General features: G+C 66.0%; 18 protein-coding genes and 2 tRNA genes. 8 read left to right on the forward strand and 12 right to left on the reverse strand.

Annotated elements, in window-relative coordinates:
- Positions 1-69: 69 nt before the first annotated feature.
- From FK256_RS03465 to FK256_RS03475, 3 genes are all read right to left on the reverse strand, one after another.
- Positions 70-1,158: an LCP family protein gene (locus tag FK256_RS03465; RefSeq protein ID WP_141423725.1), complete on the reverse strand. Its 1,089-nt coding sequence runs from the start codon at positions 1,156-1,158 to the stop codon at positions 70-72.
- 158 nt (positions 1,159-1,316) lie between these two features.
- Positions 1,317-2,276 carry an LPXTG cell wall anchor domain-containing protein gene (locus tag FK256_RS03470; RefSeq protein ID WP_141423726.1) on the reverse strand — a complete coding sequence of 320 codons (960 nt, stop codon included), beginning with the start codon at positions 2,274-2,276 and terminating at the stop codon, positions 1,317-1,319.
- A 185-nt stretch (positions 2,277-2,461) separates the two neighbouring features.
- The gene (locus FK256_RS03475; protein ID WP_141423727.1) at positions 2,462-4,633 is read right to left on the reverse strand and encodes a M13 family metallopeptidase; all 2,172 of its coding nucleotides are present in this window, start codon (positions 4,631-4,633) and stop codon (positions 2,462-2,464) included.
- 98 nt (positions 4,634-4,731) lie between these two features.
- Here FK256_RS03475 and FK256_RS03480 point away from each other — a divergent pair, with 98 nt between their 5' ends.
- The 3 genes from FK256_RS03480 (at position 4,732) to FK256_RS03490 (ending at position 7,658) form a co-directional block, all read left to right on the forward strand.
- Entirely contained in the window at positions 4,732-5,244 is a 513-nt protein-coding gene (locus tag FK256_RS03480) for a ribose-5-phosphate isomerase (protein ID WP_141423728.1), read from the forward strand.
- Positions 5,245-5,256: 12 nt separating this feature from the next.
- Positions 5,257-6,279, forward strand: coding sequence for an Fpg/Nei family DNA glycosylase (locus FK256_RS03485; RefSeq protein WP_141423729.1), 1,023 nt, complete (start codon positions 5,257-5,259; stop codon positions 6,277-6,279).
- Positions 6,280-6,359: 80 nt separating this feature from the next.
- The gene (locus FK256_RS03490; RefSeq protein WP_141423730.1) at positions 6,360-7,658 is read left to right on the forward strand and encodes an alpha/beta fold hydrolase; all 1,299 of its coding nucleotides are present in this window, start codon (positions 6,360-6,362) and stop codon (positions 7,656-7,658) included.
- A 63-nt stretch (positions 7,659-7,721) separates the two neighbouring features.
- Here the strand turns inward: FK256_RS03490 and epsC are convergent, their stop codons facing one another.
- The 3 genes from epsC to FK256_RS03505 form a co-directional block, all read right to left on the reverse strand.
- Positions 7,722-8,297: a serine O-acetyltransferase EpsC gene (gene epsC / locus FK256_RS03495; protein ID WP_021606632.1), complete on the reverse strand. Its 576-nt coding sequence runs from the start codon at positions 8,295-8,297 to the stop codon at positions 7,722-7,724.
- 129 nt (positions 8,298-8,426) lie between these two features.
- The gene (gene cysK, locus FK256_RS03500) at positions 8,427-9,356 is read right to left on the reverse strand and encodes a cysteine synthase A (protein ID WP_141423731.1); all 930 of its coding nucleotides are present in this window, start codon (positions 9,354-9,356) and stop codon (positions 8,427-8,429) included.
- 523 nt (positions 9,357-9,879) lie between these two features.
- The gene (locus FK256_RS03505; RefSeq protein ID WP_021606629.1) at positions 9,880-10,647 is read right to left on the reverse strand and encodes an IMPACT family protein; all 768 of its coding nucleotides are present in this window, start codon (positions 10,645-10,647) and stop codon (positions 9,880-9,882) included.
- Positions 10,648-10,802: 155 nt separating this feature from the next.
- Between FK256_RS03505 and rpmF the strand changes: the two genes are divergently transcribed.
- The 5 genes from rpmF to tig all read left to right on the forward strand — a co-directional run bounded on the left by rpmF (position 10,803) and on the right by tig (position 13,112).
- The gene (gene rpmF, locus FK256_RS03510) at positions 10,803-10,967 is read left to right on the forward strand and encodes a 50S ribosomal protein L32 (RefSeq protein WP_009232306.1); all 165 of its coding nucleotides are present in this window, start codon (positions 10,803-10,805) and stop codon (positions 10,965-10,967) included.
- Between the two features lie 34 nt (positions 10,968-11,001).
- Positions 11,002-11,072, forward strand: a tRNA-Gly gene (locus tag FK256_RS03515).
- A gap of 49 nt (positions 11,073-11,121) precedes the next feature.
- Positions 11,122-11,195: transfer RNA gene (locus tag FK256_RS03520), tRNA-Pro, on the forward strand.
- A gap of 72 nt (positions 11,196-11,267) precedes the next feature.
- On the forward strand, positions 11,268-11,564 hold the full coding sequence (locus FK256_RS03525) for a hypothetical protein (RefSeq protein ID WP_009232305.1): 297 nt from the start codon (positions 11,268-11,270) through the stop codon (positions 11,562-11,564).
- Positions 11,565-11,735: 171 nt separating this feature from the next.
- Positions 11,736-13,112 carry a trigger factor gene (gene tig, locus FK256_RS03530; protein WP_141423732.1) on the forward strand — a complete coding sequence of 459 codons (1,377 nt, stop codon included), beginning with the start codon at positions 11,736-11,738 and terminating at the stop codon, positions 13,110-13,112.
- 125 nt (positions 13,113-13,237) lie between these two features.
- Here tig and FK256_RS03535 read toward each other — a convergent pair whose 3' ends face one another.
- From FK256_RS03535 to FK256_RS14870, 6 genes are all read right to left on the reverse strand, one after another.
- Positions 13,238-14,371 (reverse strand): glycosyltransferase family 2 protein, encoded by a 1,134-nt coding sequence (locus FK256_RS03535; protein ID WP_021606625.1) that lies wholly within the window; start codon positions 14,369-14,371, stop codon positions 13,238-13,240.
- A 574-nt stretch (positions 14,372-14,945) separates the two neighbouring features.
- A complete protein-coding gene (locus tag FK256_RS03540; protein ID WP_009232302.1) occupies positions 14,946-15,314 on the reverse strand; it encodes a cupin domain-containing protein in 369 nt (122 codons plus the stop codon).
- A gap of 58 nt (positions 15,315-15,372) precedes the next feature.
- On the reverse strand, positions 15,373-16,137 hold the full coding sequence (locus FK256_RS03545; RefSeq protein WP_141423733.1) for an ABC transporter permease: 765 nt from the start codon (positions 16,135-16,137) through the stop codon (positions 15,373-15,375).
- Positions 16,134-17,006 (reverse strand): ABC transporter substrate-binding protein, encoded by an 873-nt coding sequence (locus FK256_RS03550; protein WP_309314036.1) that lies wholly within the window; start codon positions 17,004-17,006, stop codon positions 16,134-16,136. Before FK256_RS03550 ends, FK256_RS03545 begins: the two co-directional genes overlap by 4 nt.
- Before the next feature lie 305 nt (positions 17,007-17,311).
- Positions 17,312-17,986, reverse strand: coding sequence for an ATP-binding cassette domain-containing protein (locus FK256_RS03555; RefSeq protein ID WP_141423735.1), 675 nt, complete (start codon positions 17,984-17,986; stop codon positions 17,312-17,314).
- Positions 17,983-18,318: a hypothetical protein gene (locus FK256_RS14870; protein WP_211343515.1), complete on the reverse strand. Its 336-nt coding sequence runs from the start codon at positions 18,316-18,318 to the stop codon at positions 17,983-17,985. The genes FK256_RS03555 and FK256_RS14870 overlap by 4 nt, the downstream gene beginning before the upstream one ends.
- Positions 18,319-18,465 lie beyond the last annotated feature (147 nt).

An 18,465-nucleotide genomic window follows, 5' to 3' on the forward strand; every position in this document is an offset into this window, starting at 1 on the left:
AAGGCGATGTATGTTGAAGGTGCGCGCGTAACGTTGCGGTGATGCGGAACTCTTGTGGTGGTGGAAGGATCAGGAGCTTGCCGGGCGGCAGGTCTTGGGAGCGTACCCGTAGTGGGCCAGCAGGTCCCGCGACTCCTGATTGGGTGAGACGATGATGGACTCGTCTCGAGGCCCTGTTGGAAGATCGATGATCGTGGTGGAGCCGGCCTTCTTGGCCTTCGACACGCGACGTCCCAATGCGATCAGATCGCCGAGGCTGGTTCCCGAGTCGAGCGTGATGTTGCCGGCGACCGTGTGCGCCAGCTGATGGAGCGCCAGGGGATTGCCGGATTTCTGTCCGACGGCGGACAGGACCGCCTGCATCACCATGGTGGTGGACTCGCTGCGGCGCTGGGCGCCGTCGGCCTCGCTCATGGCTACCCAGGTGCCGTCGCGCAGGATTTCCGGGTGACGGGAGCGGACGAGGGCAAGGGCGTCGATGCCCGAAAGCCGGCGGGTGCCGGCGGAGGTGAGGTTCAGTCCGGTGTAGGCGTCCCGCACCGGCTCGGGAATGTCCACTTCAATACCGCCCAGGGAGTCGATGATGTCGGCGAACTGGGCCATGTCGATGGTGACGAGATGAGTGGTGGGGACTCCCAGGCCGGTGCACAGTGCGTTGACTGTGTTCTGTGGTCCGGGGATGTAGGTGGTGGCCAAACGGTCCAGCTCCATGCCCTTGCTGTTGACGGTCAGGTCCCGGGGCAGGTTGATGACCGTGAGCCCCGCCTCCGACGGGCGCATCAGGGCGATGACATCGGCGCGCGAGCCCTCCACGTCCTGAATGGTCCCGTACCGGTTCTGATCTCCCGGCACGGTGGCGCGGGAATCCGTTCCCAGGATCAGCCAGGTCTCGCCCGCTGTCGGCGATGAGGTCGAGGGCATGGCGATGTCGACGCGCGTGGGGCGATGAACCAAGACGGCCACATCGGCTCCCAGGGCAATAGCGACTACAGCCACCGCGGAGGTCAATGCAACGGTGACTTTCCGGCGTTTCGACCAGTGCCGTGGTCCTCGACCACGACGGGTCCGCTGATGGAGGTGGGAGACGGCGTCGACGGTGTTGTCCTCGGACGTCGTTGGGGAGTTGTCGGTGCTCTCGTCGTCGGAGGTGGAGTCCATGGTCTCAGTGTCAGCCCCGGGGGAAGGTTCGTGGCGTCGTGCGCGGTCGCCTGTGTGCCGCGCACCGTCTACGGGTGGTGAAGCTCATCGGGGAGACGACGCGCGGCGGCGCCGTCTCCCCGACGGGAAGTGTTCCCAGTCATGCTGGGAAGATGCTGTCAGGCCTTGCGGCGACGCACGATCAGGACGCCACCACCGATGGCCACGAGGGCCGCGGCGATGCCGCCGAAGAGAAGACCGTTGGCACCGGTCTTGGCCAGCGGCTTGTTAGAGGTGGAAGCGGCCTGGGTAGCGCCGGTGTTGGCCGGGGCCTTCGCGCTGTTGCTGGGGGTTGTGGGGGCGCCCGTGGCGTTGCCGTTACCGTTACCGCCAATGCCGTTGTCGGCGGCCTCGCCGAGGTCGAAGGCCCCGTTCTTGACGGTGATGACCCTCTTGCTGGTGGCGGCCTCGCCGTAGCGGGCGCCCTCGAGGGTCAGCAGGTACTGACCGTCGGCAACACCGGTGGGAGCCGGCAGGGTGCCATGCACCTTACCCGTGGCGTCGGCGGTGACCTTACCGATGTTGTAGGTGATGCTGGGGTCGTCCTTGCCAACGAGTGAAACGGTGACCTCCTCATTGGGGGAGAATCCGGTGGCGTCAACCGTGAAGGTCTGGGTGCCGTTCGGGTCGGTGTTGATCTCGAAGGTGCCGTCGACGTCGGTGTCGTCGAAGGCGATGGCCTTCTGGTCCTGGCCCTGCTGCTGGCCGCCGTAGGTGACGCATCCTGCGCCGATGGACCAGCCGTCGGCTGTGCCATCCGTCTTGGCCTCAACACCGGTTGACTTGACCAGCTCAGGAATGTTCAGCGTGGTGGACCAGTTGCCCTCGGCGGTGGGCTTCGTGCTCACGACGGTGGACATGGTGCCGTCAGGGGCGTACAGGGCGATGCCAACAGCCGCTTCCTTGCCGGTGCAGCCGGTTCCGGCCACCGAGAAGGCGGTGTCGGAGGGGTTGACGATGTTCTGCTGGTCGTCAGCGAACTTGATAGTGCCGTCGGCCAAGGCGGGGGAGGCGGCAAGGGAGGCGCCAATTGCTGCGGCCATTACGCTCGCGGCGGCAAGGGGGCGTCCGAGACGCATGAGTACTCCTAGGTGTACGGGGAAAACAGGTGGTAACCGGTGAGCCGGGGTATCACCGCGTTATGTTCCACCCTAGCGTTGAATTGGAAGAGGATCCATCGTTATCTGTGAATGAGGTATCCGTTTCGGTATAGAACGCCGTGATCCCGCTCACGGAAGTCGATGAATCAAGATGCGCGGGTCGTCTACCAGATGGACACCCGCTCGTCCGGTGCCAGCCACAGGGCGTCGTCGGGCCGGACCTCGAAGGCGCGGTAGAAGGCCTCGACGTTGCGCACGATTCCGTTGCAGCGGAACTCTGCCGGCGAGTGCGGGTCCACGGTCAGCAGCAGTTCAGCGTAGTCCGGACGGTTCTTGGAGCGCCAGATCCTCGCCCAGGAGTAGAAGAAGCGTTGCAGGCCGGTCAGTCCGTCGACGACGGGGGCCTCATCGACCGAGCCGATGCCTGCGTCGGCCAGTGCCAGGGCGTAGGCCTTGAGGGCGATTCCCAGACCGCCCAGGTCGCCGATGTTCTCTCCAATGGTCAGGGCGCCGTTGACGTGCGGAATCTCCCCCTCCGGCGTGCCCACGGCCTTGTGTTTGGCGGTGACGACCTCGGGCGTGTAGGCGTCGTACTGGCTGATGAGCGCACTGGTGCGTTCGGTGAAGGCCTCCCGGTCCTCCCGGGTCCACCAGTCGCTGACCTTTCCCGTGCCGTCGAAGGTGGATCCCTGGTCGTCGAAGCCGTGGCCGATCTCGTGGCCGATGACGGCGCCGATGCCCGCGTAGTTCACGGCGTCGTCCGCCTGCGGGTCGAAGAAGGGCGGTTGAAGGATCGCGGCGGGGAAGACGATCTCGTTCATCGTGGGGTTGTAGTAGGCGTTAACCGTCTGCGGCGTCATATGCCACTCGTCCCGGTCTACCGGCTTGGTCAGCTTGTCCAGCGAGTAGGCCATGTCGGCCCGTTCCACACTGCGCACCGAGGTCAGGACGTCCCCGGGGGTGATCTCGACGGCGGAGTAGTCGCGCCAGCGCACCGGATAGCCGATCTTGGGGGTGAACAGCGCCAGCTTGTCCAGGGCGCGTGCCCGCGTGGCCGGGCTCATCCACTCCAGAGAGGAGATGGACTGGCGGTAGGCCTCGATGAGCCGGCCGACCAGTATCTCCATCGCTGACTTGTGCGACGGCGGGAAGTGGCGTTCCACGTAGATCTCGCCCAGCGCCTCGCCCAGGCAGGACTCCACCAGGGCGACGCCGCGCTTCCAACGGGCCCTCAGCTCGTCGGTTCCCTGGAGCGTGCGGCCGTAGAAGTCGAAGTTTTCCTCCACGAAGGCGCCTGAGAGCAGGGTCGCCCGCCCGTGAACGATGTGCCATGCCGCCCAGGCCTTGAGGTCCTCCAGGTCGGTTTCCTGCCAGATTCTGGCCGCGTGGGGCAGATAATCGGGCTGAGTGACGATGGCCTCGTCGAGGAAGGTGGTCTGCTCGATTCCGGCGGATCGGGCCGCCGACCGAATCCCCTCGCGCCATTCCCTCCAGGGCAGGGTCGGCGCCGAGTCCACGATCTCCTGCCAGGACATCGGATTGTTCATTTTCTCTACGTCGCGGCAGGTGACCCGGTCCCAGTGGCCCTTGGCCAGATCGGTCTCCACGGCCATGACCCGCTCGGCGAGGTCCTCAGCGGAGGTGCCGAAGGCGTCTGTGAGATCCGCCAGTTGAAGCATTCTGGCCACGTGCGCCACATAGGCCCGGCGCAGCGGCGCCTGAGCCTCTTCGCGGTAGTAGGACTCATCCGGCAGGCCCAACCCCGATTGGCCGACCCAGCTCGTGTAGCGCTCCGGATCGTTGATGTCGACCTCGACGTCGGCGCCGACGACGCCCATGAACCCGATCGGCGTCATCCCGCCGAGCACCCGGGCCAGCTCCTCCTTGGAGGCGGCGGCCAGCACCGGTGTCAGCTCACCGGCCAACGGCCCGGCTCCGAGCGCCTCGAGGTGCTCGTCGTCCATGAAGGCCGCATAGAGGGCGCCGACACGGCCCCGGTTCGTGGCCAGCGCCCGGGAGGCCTCCTCGGAGGAAGCAGCGGAGAAGCTGTCGGCGAGCTCCTCGACGATCTGACGGCAGGCCGCCTCGGCCTCGTCCCGCAGCACGGTGAAGGCACCGCTGCCGGGACGGTCCGCCGGGATCTCGGCCGTGGCCAGCCACCCGCCGTTGACGAAGCGGAACAGGTCGTCCTGGGGGCGGATGGAGGAGTCGGTGGCGGCTGTCTCCAGGACGCCGGCCAGAACCTCACCGGCGGGGCTATCCGGTTGTCCGGTGGACGGGGATGATGAGTCGGAGGAGGGGGAGGGGCCGGTCTGGATCGGAGAGGCGTCAGTCATAACCAACACGCTAACCCGGCCCGGTCTTTTCCGGCGTCTTGACGACGCTCATGCCCTCATGGTGCGTACCGCTGTTCGCGTGAGGCACAATTCAGCCCATGCGCATCCATATCGCCTCCGACCACGCCGGCTTCGATCTCAAGAGCGCCGTGATCGAGCATCTGCGGGAGGTGGGCCATGACGTCATCGACCATGGAGCCCACTCCTACGACCCAGATGACGACTACCCCGCCTACTGCCTGGCCTGCGGAGAGGCCGTGGTGGCCGACGCCGGAAGTCTCGGCATCGTCCTTGGCGGAAGCGGCAACGGGGAGCAGATCGCCGCCAACAAGGTCGACGGGGTGCGCGCCGCTCTGGCATGGTCAATCGAGACCGCCCAACTGGCCCGCCAGCACAACAACGCCAACGTCGTCGCCCTGGGTGGACGTATGCACGACCTGGCAGCGGGCCTGGCGATCATCGACGCCTTCCTCGCCGAGCCCTTCAGCGGAGATGAGCGCCACGTGCGCCGTATCGCGCAGCTCGCTGACTATGAGATGCGCACCCACGACGGAGCCGCCCCCGCCGGAGGCCCCTCCGGCGCTCCCACCATCACCCCCGCCGGGGCCTGATCGGGGCGTCGCATGCCGGAGGGCCACACCATCCACCGGCTCGCCGCAGCCCTGAACGAGCTCTACGGCGGACAGAACCTGCACACCTCCTCCCCGCAGGGACGCTTCGCCGACGGAGCGAGCCGTCTGGACGGCCAGGTGCTCCTGGGCGGTCAGGCCCACGGCAAGCATCTCTTCCTCCCGTTCGGGCCCCGCCCCGACATGCCCCTTGACGACGCCTCCGTCACCTGGCTGCGAATTCACCTCGGCCTGTACGGCTCGTGGACCTTCGACGGCGACCGCGAGTTCACTGCACCCCATGCCATCGGCGCACCCCGCAGACGTGTCGGCGAGCGCGGCGAACATGCCCTCAAGGGAGGAGGAGGCTCCGCCCTGGCCGGACTCAAGGGCGGATCCGTCGGCGTCGATCCTGGTGAGGACACCGAGAGAACGGGCGCCGACAGTCGCGGCTGCCCGGCTCCCGACGAGTGGGAGCCGCCCGAGCCGCGTGGCGCGGTGCGGTTGCGGCTCCTCGGACGCCACGGTGTGGCCGACCTGACGGGACCGGCCGCCTGCGAGCTGCTGGATGCCGAGGGCGTGGCCGCCGTGCGCCGCAGGCTCGGGCCGGACCCGCTGCGCCCCGACGCCGATGTGGAGGTTTTCGTGGCCAAGGCGCGCTCGCGGCGCAAGAGCATCGGCGAGTTGCTCATGGACCAGGCCGTCATCTCCGGGGCTGGCAACATCTACCGGGCCGAGACGCTCTTCCGGGTGGGGGTCTCACCCTTCCGGGCCGGCAACCGCATCAGCGAGGAGCGGTTGCGGGCCATCTGGGAGGATCTGCGCCCTCTCATGGAATACGGTGTGGCCACCGGGTTCATCACCACCGTCGACCTCGACGATGTTCCCGACCCCCTGCCGCCGGACGACCCCGAAGCCGGACGGTGGTACGTATACCACCGCGCCGGGCGGCCCTGCCTGCGTTGCGGAACCCCGGTGGCGGAGCGGGAGATGGCGGCCCGCCGCCTCTTCTGGTGCCCCTCCTGCCAGGCCCGCTGAGATTCGGGCAGTTCGTTTCCAGGACGCCCGGATACCAATATGGTCGCCGGACACAAGTATAGGGGGCCTAGGGTTGCGGCATGTCGAATGCCTCGCCCCTCCTGCGCTCCTCGAACTGGTCCTCCTCGACCACTGGGCTGCTGATCCGGCACCACCACCTGAGCGTGCCCTTGGACCGCAGCGGCCAGGGAGACCTTGCCCCCGATGGCTCGGACTCCATCACCGTCTACGCCCGCGAGGTCTCGGCTGCGGGCATCGAGCCGCTCTCCCGGCCACCACTTGTCTTCCTCCAGGGCGGGCCCGGCTGCGAGGCGCCCCGTCCCAGCGCCGACGCCGGCCTCAGCTGGCTCGGCGCGATCCTGGAGCACTACCGAGTCATCCTCATAGACCAGCGCGGTACCGGTGCCTCCAGCCCGGTGGACCGGCCCGATGCCGCCGGTAGTCCCGCGGCCACCGCCCGGTTGCTCACCCACCTGCGCGCCGACGAGATCGTCGAGGACTGCGAGGATCTGCGCAGCGCCCTAGGCCTGGAGCGATGGAGCCTGCTGGGACAATCCTTCGGAGGATTCTGCGTCACCCGTTATCTGTCCGAGCATGCCGAGAGTCTGGAGACCGTCTACATCACCGGAGGCCTGCCCGCCGTCGGACACAGCATCGATGAGGTCTACGCCCTCAGCTATGAGGCAATGCGCGCCAAGAGCGAGGAGTACTACGACCGTTACCCCAAGGACCGCGACCGGATGTCCCACCTGTCCGAGCTGGCCGGCCGCGGCGAGCTGACGACGGCGGGCGGGGACATCGTCGGGCCCGAGCGCCTGCGCTCGCTCGGCGCCCTGTTGGGAGGGGCAGGGGGTGCGGACACCCTCCACCACCTTCTGGAACGCGATCCCGATTCCTGGACCTTCCGCTACGACCTGGGGCACTCATTGGCCTTCGGCGGGCGGTCCCCGCTCTACGCCGTCATCCACGAGTCCTGCTGGGCCGATGCCGGTACCACCGACTGGGCCGCCCAGAGGGCCCGGCCCGCGGTTTTCGAGGACGACCCCACGCTGCTGACCGGTGAGCACGTGCGCCGCGAGAGCTTCGCAGAGGACACCGGCCTTCGCCCCTGGCTGGCGGTGGCCGATCTTCTGGCCGCGCATGAGTGGCCTGCGCTCTACGACCCGACCCGACTCAAGGCCACCACGACTCCTGGAGCCGCCGCCGTCTACGCCCGTGACGTGTTCGTGCCGATAACCACCTCACTGGAGACGGCTGCGCTTATCCCCGGTCTGCGCACTTGGATCACCAGCGAGTACGAGCACGACGGCTCGCGCGCCTCCGGCGGCAAGGTCTTCAACCGTCTGCGCGACCTGGCCGCGGGAATGATCTCCCGCTGACCGTGCGCAGCAGGCGCGGTCAGCGGGAGATCCGGGTGGTTTGAAACCGTCAGAAGAGGTGTCTCAGATGTAGATGGTCGGGTCCATCATGAGCTCGGGGTCGGTGCGAGGGTCTCGGGCCCGGCTGGGGACACCCACTGCGACGTGCCCCTGCGGCAGGTTCTTCACCAGTACCGCGTTGGCTCCGACCTTGGCGCCATCCTCGACGATGACCGGCCCCAGAACCTTGGCGCCGGCGCCGATCTGCACGTTGTTGCCGATGGTGGGATGACGCTTGCCGGGACTCATGGACACTCCGCCAAGAGTCACTCCGTGGAACAGCAGGACGTCGTCGCCAACTTCGGCCGTCTCACCGATGACCACTCCCATACCGTGGTCGATGAAGAAGCGCTCGCCGATGACTGCGGCTGGGTGGATCTCGATGCCGGTGAAGTTTCGGGCGGCCTGGGACAGGGCGCGTGCGGCGAAGCGGTGCCCTTTGTGCCACAGCTTGTGGGCGGCTCGGTGCGCCCACAGAGCGTGAACGCCGGGATAGAGGAGTGCAACCTCCAGGTTGGACCGGGCGGCGGGGTCGCGTCTGCGGGCCGTGGCCAGGTCCTCGCGGGCCAGGTCCAGCAGGGACCGTTTGGAGTTGTGCATGGTTGTGCTCCTCAGTTGGGGGGGTGACAGTGCGGTCCCGGTCTACTCATGAGTCCGCACCGCACCCGCTGCGCCGGTGACAACACCGACGGCGGCTTGCCTGTTCCGGGCTTACCGCCGTCGGAGTCGTCAGTCGAGGAAGTCCTTGTACAAGGGCGTGCTCAGGTAGCGCTCACCGGTGTCCGGCAGGACGGTGACGATGGTCTTACCCGCCAGCTCGGGGCGCCTGGCCAGCTCGCTCGCGGCGGCCAGGGCAGCGCCTGAGGAGATGCCTACGAGGAGGCCCTCCTCCGCGGCGGCGCGGCGTGCGTAGGTGATGGCGACGTCGGACTCGATGTGGAGCAGCTCGTCCCAGATTTCCTGGTCGAGGATCTCGGGAACCACGTTGGGTCCGAGGCCCTGGATCTTGTGGGGAGCGGCCTTCCCCTCGCTCAGCAGCGGGGACTCGGAGGGCTCGACGCCGTAGATCTTCACCCCGGGCTTCTCCTGACGCAGGACCTGGCCCACGCCGGTCAGCGTGCCCCCGGTGCCGATTCCGGCGACGAAGACGTCGATGTCGCCCTCGGTCTGCTCCAGGATCTCCCGGGCCGTGGCCTCTCGGTGGACCTTGGGATTGGCGGGATTTGTGAACTGGGAGGCCAGGATCGAGTTGGGGGTGGCCGCCTGGATCTCCTCGGCGCGTTTGACCGCACCGGCCACGCCGCCCTCGGAGGTCAGCACCAGCTCGGCGCCGAAGGCCCGCATAATGGCCCGTCGCTCCTTGGACATGGTCTCAGGCATGGTGATGATGACCTTGTAGCCCAGGGCCGCTCCCACCATGGCCAGGCCGACGCCGGTGTTGCCGGAGGTCGCCTCCACGATGGTGCCGCCGGGTTTGAGGGCGCCGGAGTCCTCCGCGGCGCGGACGATGGACAGGGCGATACGGTCCTTGACCGAGGAGGCCGGCTCGAAGGCCTCGACCTTGGCCAGAACGGTGGCGGGCGCGCCATCGGTCACGCGGTTGATACGAACCAGCGGAGTGTTGCCGACCAGGGCGGTTGCGTCGGGTGCGTAGGTCATAGTGATGTCCTTTGAGGTTTGCGGGTTGAATGAGCCCTCGGTGCCGATACCGGCGCCTTTCCGAGACGAGGTGGCGCCGGGCCCGCGGGAGAGCCCGTGAGAATGACAAAAGAGGTGGGGGGAGACGGTCCGCGTCCGTCGTCAATGGGCAGCCATACTGCGTCGAGTGGGTGAAAACAGCAGGAGAGACCGCCTGCTCCGGGAGCGCCGGGCATGCGCGCAGCGGTACGCGCACGGATGTCGTGGCCTGGCGCTCTACCTACACCGGCAGCATCGACACATGGACATGGGGGACATGGCGCACATGGCGGTCATGGCCATCATGGTCCTCCTGTCCTCGGGGCGGCTGACTGCGCCTGCCCGTGTCTGGGCTGCTCGTGAACTGATCCGGGACCGTTCCGGCCCGGCTTTCGCTGAAACACTACCCCGTGTCCCGCTGCGATGACCGCATTCTGGGGTCGACTGTGTCACATCGCGGTGGGCCCTGAAGCTCTGGAGGCGTGCGGATCGTGTGTCGGCCATGTCATGCAGACGATGGCAACGGGACCTCGACCAGACGGCTTCCGGCGGGCTCGGCAATCCCCTCGCCCCGCGTAAGAGCGGCCAGCGGCTCCCGTAGGAGAGCCGGGTCGGCGAAGGGTGTTGCCAGGATGAGAACGGCGTGGGTCGGCCCCCAGATGGTCTCCTCCACCTGGATCGAACGATGACCGTCATGGTCGCCGCCGGTGACATCGCGGGAACGCAGTTCGGCCTCGATCCTGCCGGCCTGGGCGACCGGTACCCGCAGGTCCCACAGGTGACGCCGGATCAGCTCGACGCGCGAGGCGCGGGCCAGTGCCCGGGCAGTGGCCTCCGAGTAGGCGCGCACCAGGCCTCCGGTCCCCAGAAGCGTCCCACCGAAGTAGCGGGCGACGACGACGGTCGTGTTGGCTAATCGCGTTCCCCGCAGTGTCTCGAGCATGGGCTGGCCCGCCGTACCCGAGGGCTCGCCGTCGTCGTTGGAGCGCTCAGTAGGGTGGTGCGACGCGGTCGGGGCGCCGGACTCGGAGAGCACGGTGACAGTCATCGCCGAGCAGTGATGACGCGCATCGGGGTAAGCGGAACGCACTCGTGCGATGAACTCGCGGGCCTCGTCCATGGTGTCCGTGCGGCGGGCTCTCGCCAGGAAGTGCGACCTCTTGATCTCCAGGTCGATCTCAGGCTGCTCGCCATGAGCCAGCGTGACCAGCCCACGGGGGCCATCGTTGCGAGCAGGTCGGCGGGAGGATGTGCCGGGGGCGTGTGAGGCCATGGAAGGATCTTCGCACGGGCGGGCGCGGGATCGATGTCACACGGGTGGAGACGGTCATGGACTGGAAGCGGTCGGGCGAATGTCGTTATGGTGTCCCTCGGTCCAGTTTCGAGGGGTCGCCTGACCCCTTTGGTTCATGAGAGAGGAGCGGGCCCATGGCAGTGCCGAAGCGGAAGATGTCCCGCAGCAACACCCGCAACCGCCGCTCACAGTGGAAGGCCAAGCTCACCGAGCTCAACACCATCCGCGTTCAGGGCCGCGAGATCGCCGTGCCCCGCCGTCTTGTGCGGGCCTACAAGGAGGGCCTCATCGAGCAGTGAGGCTGCAGGTGGAGGGTGAGAGCCCTTCATCCATGCGGGTGTAGCTCAATGGTAGAGCCTCTGCCTTCCAAGCAGATTGCGCGGGTTCGATTCCCGTCACCCGCTCTGTGAGCCGAAAGGGGCCGCCTCCTCGGCGGTCCCTTTCGCCACGTCACGGGCTGTGGCGCAGTTTGGTAGCGCACCTGCTTTGGGAGCAGGGGGCCGCGGGTTCAAATCCCGCCAGCCCGACCGTTCGCCCTACGGGCGAGGGCGTCGTGCGCTTGCTTCAAGTGCTGTCGCGGTGAGCACTACGCTGGAGTCATGCCCTCGTACCGATCGATTCTTACGGTGAACGCGCTCAAAGCGGGTCACAGTCCCAAGGATGTCGAGTCCGCCGCCCGCAGCGCTGTCAAGCAAACCACTGTTCTGGAGTCGTTCCAGATCGATGTCGTGCGCGCGGAGCCCCGGGTGACGGTCCGCTTCACCGGTTCTGACGACGCTGAGGCCCGCGACGTTCACGCCGACGTCGTTGATGCGGTTGGGCGGGTTGCCCGGGTTGAGCGGGCTTGGCAGGCCGTCGTTGTCGGAGGGCGGAGCGTGCCACTGAGCCCGAGGTGATGACAGGTCTTGCCCTTGTGTCCAGAGTCATGCGCCAGGTGGGGATGCATCATCGATCCCACTGGCCGTTTGCCCTAAGATGGCACGGATTGACGCCACAGACGCGCGTCCGCCGAACGCTTCAGAACGCTTCGGTGTTACCGCAGAACTCAGACCTTGGGAGCAACCCCCGTGAAGACCACTGTCGAGAATCTCGACCCCAGTCGCATCAAGCTGACCGTCGAGGTCCCCTATGAGGAGCTCAAGCCCAGCCTCGATGCCGCCTACAAGGAGATCGGCTCTCAGATCCAGGTTCCCGGCTTCCGCCGCGGCCATGTCCCCAACCGGGTCATCGACCAGAGGGTCGGCCGTGGGGCCGTCATCCAGGAGGCCGTCAACAACAAGCTCTCCGACTTCTACCGGGACGCCATCACCGAGGCCGAGCGGGTCCCCATGCTCCAGCCCGAGGTTGACGTTGTCGAACTGCCCAACGCCACCGGTGAGAACGGCGGCCAGCTTGCCTTCACCGCCGAGGTCACCGTCCGTCCCGTCATCGAGCTGCCCGAGCTGAGCAAGACCGAACTGACCGTCGACGCCGTCGAGGTCACCGACGAGGACGTCGACACCGAGTTGGACAACCTGCGCGCTCGTTTCGGCTCCCTGAAGTCCGTGGGCCGCAAGGCCAAGACCGGTGACTTCGTCACCATCGACCTCAAGGCGGTCATTGACGGTGAGGAGGTCGACTCCATCTCCGGCGTCTCCTACGAGATCGGCAAGGGCAACATGCTCAAGGGGCTGGATACCGCTCTGCGCGGTCTCAAGACCGATGAGTCCGCCACCTTCACCACCGAGCTGGCCGGCGGCGAGCACGCGGGCGAGGAGGCCGAGGTCACCGTGACCGCCACCGCCGTCAAGCAGCGCGAGCTGCCCAAGGTTGACGATGAGTTCGCCCAGCTCGCCTCCGAGTTCGACACCGTTGAGGAGCTGCGTGAGGACCTCGTCAAGCAGGTCTCCGAGCGCAAGACCGGTGAGCAGGCCGTCGCCGCCCGTGACGCTCTACTCGAGCATCTGCGCGGTGAGGTGTCCTTCGACGTCCCCGAGGCCGTTGTCGAGGCCGAGATCGCCCAGCACCTCCAGGCCGAGGGCAAGGAGAGCGACGAGGAGCACGCCAAGGAGATCCGGGACGACATCGTCACCGGTGTGCGCGACCAGATCATCCTCGACGTCCTGGCCGAAGACCTCAAGGTCGGCGTGGCTCAGGACGAGCTCCTCGAGTTCCTCTTCCAGACCGCTCAGCAGTACGGCATGGAGCCCGCCCAGTTCCTCCAGGGAGCCCAGCAGGCTGGGCAGATTCCTGCCTTCGTCTCCGAGGTTGCTCGCAACAAATCCTTGGCCATGGCCCTGCGACAGGCCAAGGTCGTCGACTCCAAGGGAGAGGTCGTGGACCTGTCGGCCTACATCGGCTCCGATGAGGACGATGCTGCCGCGGCCGCCGAGGCCGCTGCGGCGGCCGTCGCTGAGGCCGCTGACGATGACAGCGCCGACTCCGCCGAGAGTGGCGAGGAGTGAGCTGATTCCGTTCCCGGGTACGGCATACCATTAGCGGGCCCACCTTCTTCTGAGAAGGTGGGCCCGCCAATTTGGTTCGCTTGTTCGCGTCTTCCGGATGTTATTCCTGGGCTGCTGCGAGGAGATCAGCTCGCAGGCACCAGCTCTTTGCGCTTGGGACGGATGACTCCGAAATTGCGCTCCGGAATCGCCATCTTGAAGTAGTAGGCCACACCAATGGGCACGACGATGAGACTGACGAAGAGGCAGTAGAAGGGTTGGAAGATGAGCCACTTGTTCCCGTGGTCCCAGTGAAGCCACACGATAGCCGCGTAGTAGATGAACAACGCGAGCAGTAGAGTCCAGCCGGGAGAGATGACGGCGATCCATCTGAGGACGAACATGCTGATCACGACGATACCGCTGTACATCCACAGGAACGGATGCTGGAAGACGAATCTGAAGTTGATGATGAAAAGCCTGAAAGAGCCGCCACTCCACGCAATCCGTTGACGCCACCAGGCGTACAGCGTGTCCGGCGCGTTGGTGTTGACGTGGGCAAGAATATGAACGGCCTTGTATCCAAGGGCGTCCCCGATGATCCCGGACTCGATGTCATTGCCCTGGAAGAACAGCGAGTGACGAGCCATGATCTGGCGCATCACGTCGGTCTTACCGATATGAAGGGCTCCGCTGAGAAGCCACGGCATGATTCGACGAGCGCGCATGGAGACAACGTACTCGTGACGCTGCATCTGGACGATGAAGGGCCCCTTCTTCTGCGGGACGATGGTGACCGAGGCGAAGTCCGCCTTGTTGGCCACCAGGGCGCCGACGATGTGGGTCAGTGACTCCTGTGCCGTGGTGTCGGCGTCAAGGCAGACCGTGTAGGAGTTGAGCGGTGCGGCCAGCAGCGCGTCTCGAACAACCGTGTCACGAGTGATCCCCGAGGTGCTCCGTTTGCGTCCCACTTTGCGCGGAACGTACTCGCTGCGGAAGATCCTGAATCCGTAGCGGATGGCAATGTCCTCAAGGTCGCGGTAGAACTCTTCGGACTCGCCGGAGGTTGTGCACAGGACCACCCGATCACCGTAGGGGTGCAGATAGTCCGCGTTCTGGAGATACTTGACGTTGCCGTAGATCGGCACGAGGACGCTGAAGTCTTCAGAGATAACGTCGGGGTGGAGTTCTACCGCCTTGTACCACTTCGAGGTGATGCCGGCCCATATGTCAATCCCGATCCAGAATAGGATTCCCACCAGAAGGGTGATGACAATCATGCGGCGTTCCTCTCTGGTGCATGGAATTGTGCGGGCTTGCTGAACACTGGTAACCCCTTACTGGGTGGTGCGGCAGGCGGAAGACGTGGAGACCGGGCGGGGATGGGGTTATTGAAAACTAAAAGAATGTGGTAGGGTAGTTGAGAGGGGAACTAGGGTTTGGGGTCGGTAGACATACAGACTCTCTTACTGTTCCCTGCGTTCTCTGGGCGGATAAAAGCGATGGTGCCACGCCCGTCTTCCCTATGCCACGGTGTGGGAAGCGAGTCACGTCAAGATCTCGGGCATCCACAATCTATTCTATGGAAGGTTTAGTTTTCCTACAAGGGTGCGTGAGTTGGCTTACCGTTCCGAGTTGTCACGGGAACTGCGTGAGGCGCGACACCATGCGTGATGCTCCGGGTTGGGCGGAATCGCCCGGTGCTACGAACCCTCCGGATGAGGCACCTGTTTTTGCGGATGTCACAAGAAAGCGGGACGGGGTGCGGAGCCCTCTGCGCTCCGCACCCCGCCTCTACGTGGTACTTGCCGCCGGTCGGCGGCTCCGTCGACGGTTGTGTCGTTCTGCCCCGCGCTACTCCGCTGCTGTCGTGTCGATCTTGTCGACATCGACCATCACCAGTTGCATGCGGCATGGCGACACGGCTGTCAGAGCGTGACGGTCTCCGGGGGCCAGGTAGATGACGTCGCCGGCACTCATCCGCTCAACGCGCTCGCCGATGGAGAAGTCCATCTCGCCCTCCAGGAGCGTGACGACCACGGCGCGAGGGGAGGTGTGTTCGGTCAGGAGCTGACCGGTGTCGAAGGTGAAGATGACGGTGCGCAGGATGTCATTGTTGACGACGACTCGTGAGGTGGTGGCCTCATCGGAGATGGGCAGGGCCTCGTTGAGTCCGAGCCGGAACAGGGATTCGGTGGACGGGGTGCTGGCTGAGGGTGACATGTGTGCTCCTTCGGTGTTGAGTGATGAGAACTGCAAGAATGAACGAGGATTACGAGGATCAGGTCGTCAGGCGGCGTCGAAACGGGCGCAGGACGCACAGCTCGAGCACCAGCGTCAGCGCGGCCATGATGACGGATAGGGCGAAGACGTCGGCGGTTTCCAGATTTGTGCGGGCCTGCTGGACCTCTGCGCCAAGGCCCGTCGGGGTGCTCAGAAGCTCGGCCATGACCGTGACCCTCACGGACTGGCCGACGGCGACTGTCAGAGCAGACAGTACCGGTGGCGCTACCGCTGGCAGAATGATCCTGCGGATCGTCCACGGGCGGGACTTGGAGAAGACCGTCGCCATTTCCAGCAGGTCGCCGTCGACGTTGAGGACCGCGTCGCGCATGGAGGCGACGAGCAGAGGCAGCGTGACCAGAGCGACCACCAGGATGACGACGCCCGTCGTCGGTCCGAGCCATATCATCCCGACCACGACGAGCACGATCGGCGGTACCGCCATAAGGATCTGGACCCAGGAGTCCAGCAGCTCACGCAGCCAGGTCCAGGTGCCCAGGGCCCAGCCCGTCGGGATGCCGATGAGACAGGACAGCCCCAGACCGACGACGGCTCTGGACAAAGTGAGCCACAAGGTCCATCCCAGCGCTCCGTCGTCGATCAGCCCCAGGAAGGCGCTCCAGGTCGCCGCCGGACCGGGAAGGGCGTACTCGGGCTGGTCCAGTGCGGCCCAGTACCAGATGAGGATGGCCAAGCCGATACCGGCCCACCACAGAAGACGTGCGCGCCAGCGAACGAGGGGTGATGGCGGGCCCGGGGTCACCGGGGGTCTTTCAGGTAGAAGTCGTCGGCGGGCATCTTGCCGCCGACGATGTCCGGGCTGACGGTGGACAGACGGGTGTAGAAGTCGACCAGCTGGTCCTTGGCCCGGGCCGCCGGAACCAGATTCAGCTGGAGGCGGGGGATCACCTCGGTGACGATCGGTGCGGGGACCTCGGTCTTCTGGGAGATGGCATTGATAGTCTCCTCGGATTTCGCGTTGGTGGCCGCGATACAGGCCTCCACCTCATTGAGGACTGCCCCGACCGCCTGAGGGTTGGAATCCGTGATCTCCTGCGGCATGACCAGTCCGGCCATGGGGAACTTCGCCTCCCCGCCGGTCACCTCCGCCCAGATCTGCTGGAGATCGGCCGTGCGCTCCAGGATTTTGCCCTGCTGCTTGGCTTTGGCCAGGCTGACGCTGGCGGGGTGCTCGGGAAGGACCGCGAACTCGGCGTTGCCCGCCAGGAGGTTGGATAGTGCTTCCTGGCCATCGGTGTAGCTCTGGATCGTCAGGTCCTTGCTCGTGTCCCAGCCCTTCTGGCCCAGCAGGTAGCGGAAAACGAGGTCCGGCATGTTGTTCGGCATGGGCACGGCCACCGTCTTACCGCGCAGGGCCTCAAGGCCCTGCTCCGAGGTTCCCTCGGGACCGATGATGTAGAGCATGCCCCACACCTGCATCGCGACCAGGCGCAGTGGGACGCCCTTGTTGAACAGGTTCGCCGCCGCGTAGGAGGGTGTCGCGGCCAGGTCGGTCTGCTTTTGCATAAGCAGCGTCTTCATCGCGTCGATACTCGACCAGTTCTCCACCGTGGCCTTGCCGATCGTCGGGGCCAGCTTGCCCTGGCCACCGAAGAGCGTCATCGGCGCCATGTAGGCCAGAGTTGTGGGAACGTGGACGCGCAGGGTGTCAATGTGACCGCCGGTCCCGCTGGATGAGGCCTTGCCCGAACGCGATGAACAGGCTGACAGGATCGCCGGGGAAAGGGCGCCGAGACCGGCCAGGGTGATGAGTGAGCGGCGCCTGATCGGTGCTCCTGGCCTACGAGCGGTGCTTGCGCGTGAAGTGTGTGAGTTCGTGTGGTTGCCCATGGTGCTTCGTTGTCCTTCGTCGTCGGGGTATGCAGAGGTATGAGAGGAGGTCGTGGAGCGTGGGGGTGCCGTTGGCTGCCCGGCCCTCAGCCGGACAAGTGCCAGGTTCCCGGAGGGCCATCGAGGTGGAGGTGGAGGTGAGAGACCTCCTCGGCCTCGTCGGGGTCGTGCGTGACCCAGACGGTGATGACGTCCTGGTCGGCGAGCAGGTCGGTGAGATCGGCCCTCAGCGCCTTGGCCAGGGGACGGTCCAGGGCGGAGAATGGCTCATCGACTAGGAGCAGACTCGGCCCGGTCGACAGCGCCCGGGCGATGGACACCCGCTGACGCATACCTCCGGAGAGCCGGGTCGGCGGGAGGTGTCCGGCAGAGGCGAGGCCCACCCTTTCCAGCCATTGGGCGGCCGTCAGATCCGGCGTCGGGCCGCCGACCACCAGGGAGATGTTGCGGTGGGCTGAGTACCAGGGCATGAGCCGCGGCTCCTGGAATACCTGGGCCAGGCCCCCCGTCGGGCGGGAGACGGAGCCGGAGTCGGTGTCCGACAGGCCCGAGATCGCCCGCAGCAGTGTGGTCTTGCCGGCTCCGGAGGCCCCGGTGACCGCCAGGGTCTGTCCAGGGACGACCGTCACGGACAGATCCTCCACCAAGGTCAGGCCCCGGCGGATCATCGTGACGTGATCCAGTCTGAGCTCGCCGCGGTCCCCATGCCGTTGAGCCTGCTGGTCCGTCACGTTCGAGGAACTGGTCGCAACATCCGTCATGAGGTCGGAGCCTCTCGGCCAGAGGCGCCGCCGGCGTCTTCGGCGGCATCAGGCTCCTGAACCGCCCTGGCGTTCTCGGCGGGGCTCTCGGTGGGGGAGTCCGGCTTTCGTGCGACCGTGCCAATGGCATGAAGAGCCTCGCCCTGAAGCCGGAAGCTTTGCCGCATCGCGTAGCGTCCGCCCGGGGTCAGGATGCGTGCCGCTTCTACGAGGATCTCGCGCTTGTGGTTGTCGGACTGGATCGTCAGCATCGCCTCGCCGACGATGTGGTCGGCCGATGTCGGCCCGGCGGGAGGTGCGGTCTCGGATTTCGGGGGCTGGTGCGCGCTCACGGTTCGTCCTCCTCGGTCCGGCTGCCTTCGGGGTGTGCAGATCACATCCACGTAAATACGTAACGACACCTTATCCTATTTGTTTATGCTGACAGGTTCGTGTGTCGTGAGTCGCGTCGCTGCGGCATCCGGACTGTTTGGAAGGGG

Origin of the sequence: Actinomyces johnsonii, assembly GCF_006546835.1 — a bacterium.
Classification (GTDB): domain Bacteria; phylum Actinomycetota; class Actinomycetes; order Actinomycetales; family Actinomycetaceae; genus Actinomyces; species Actinomyces johnsonii.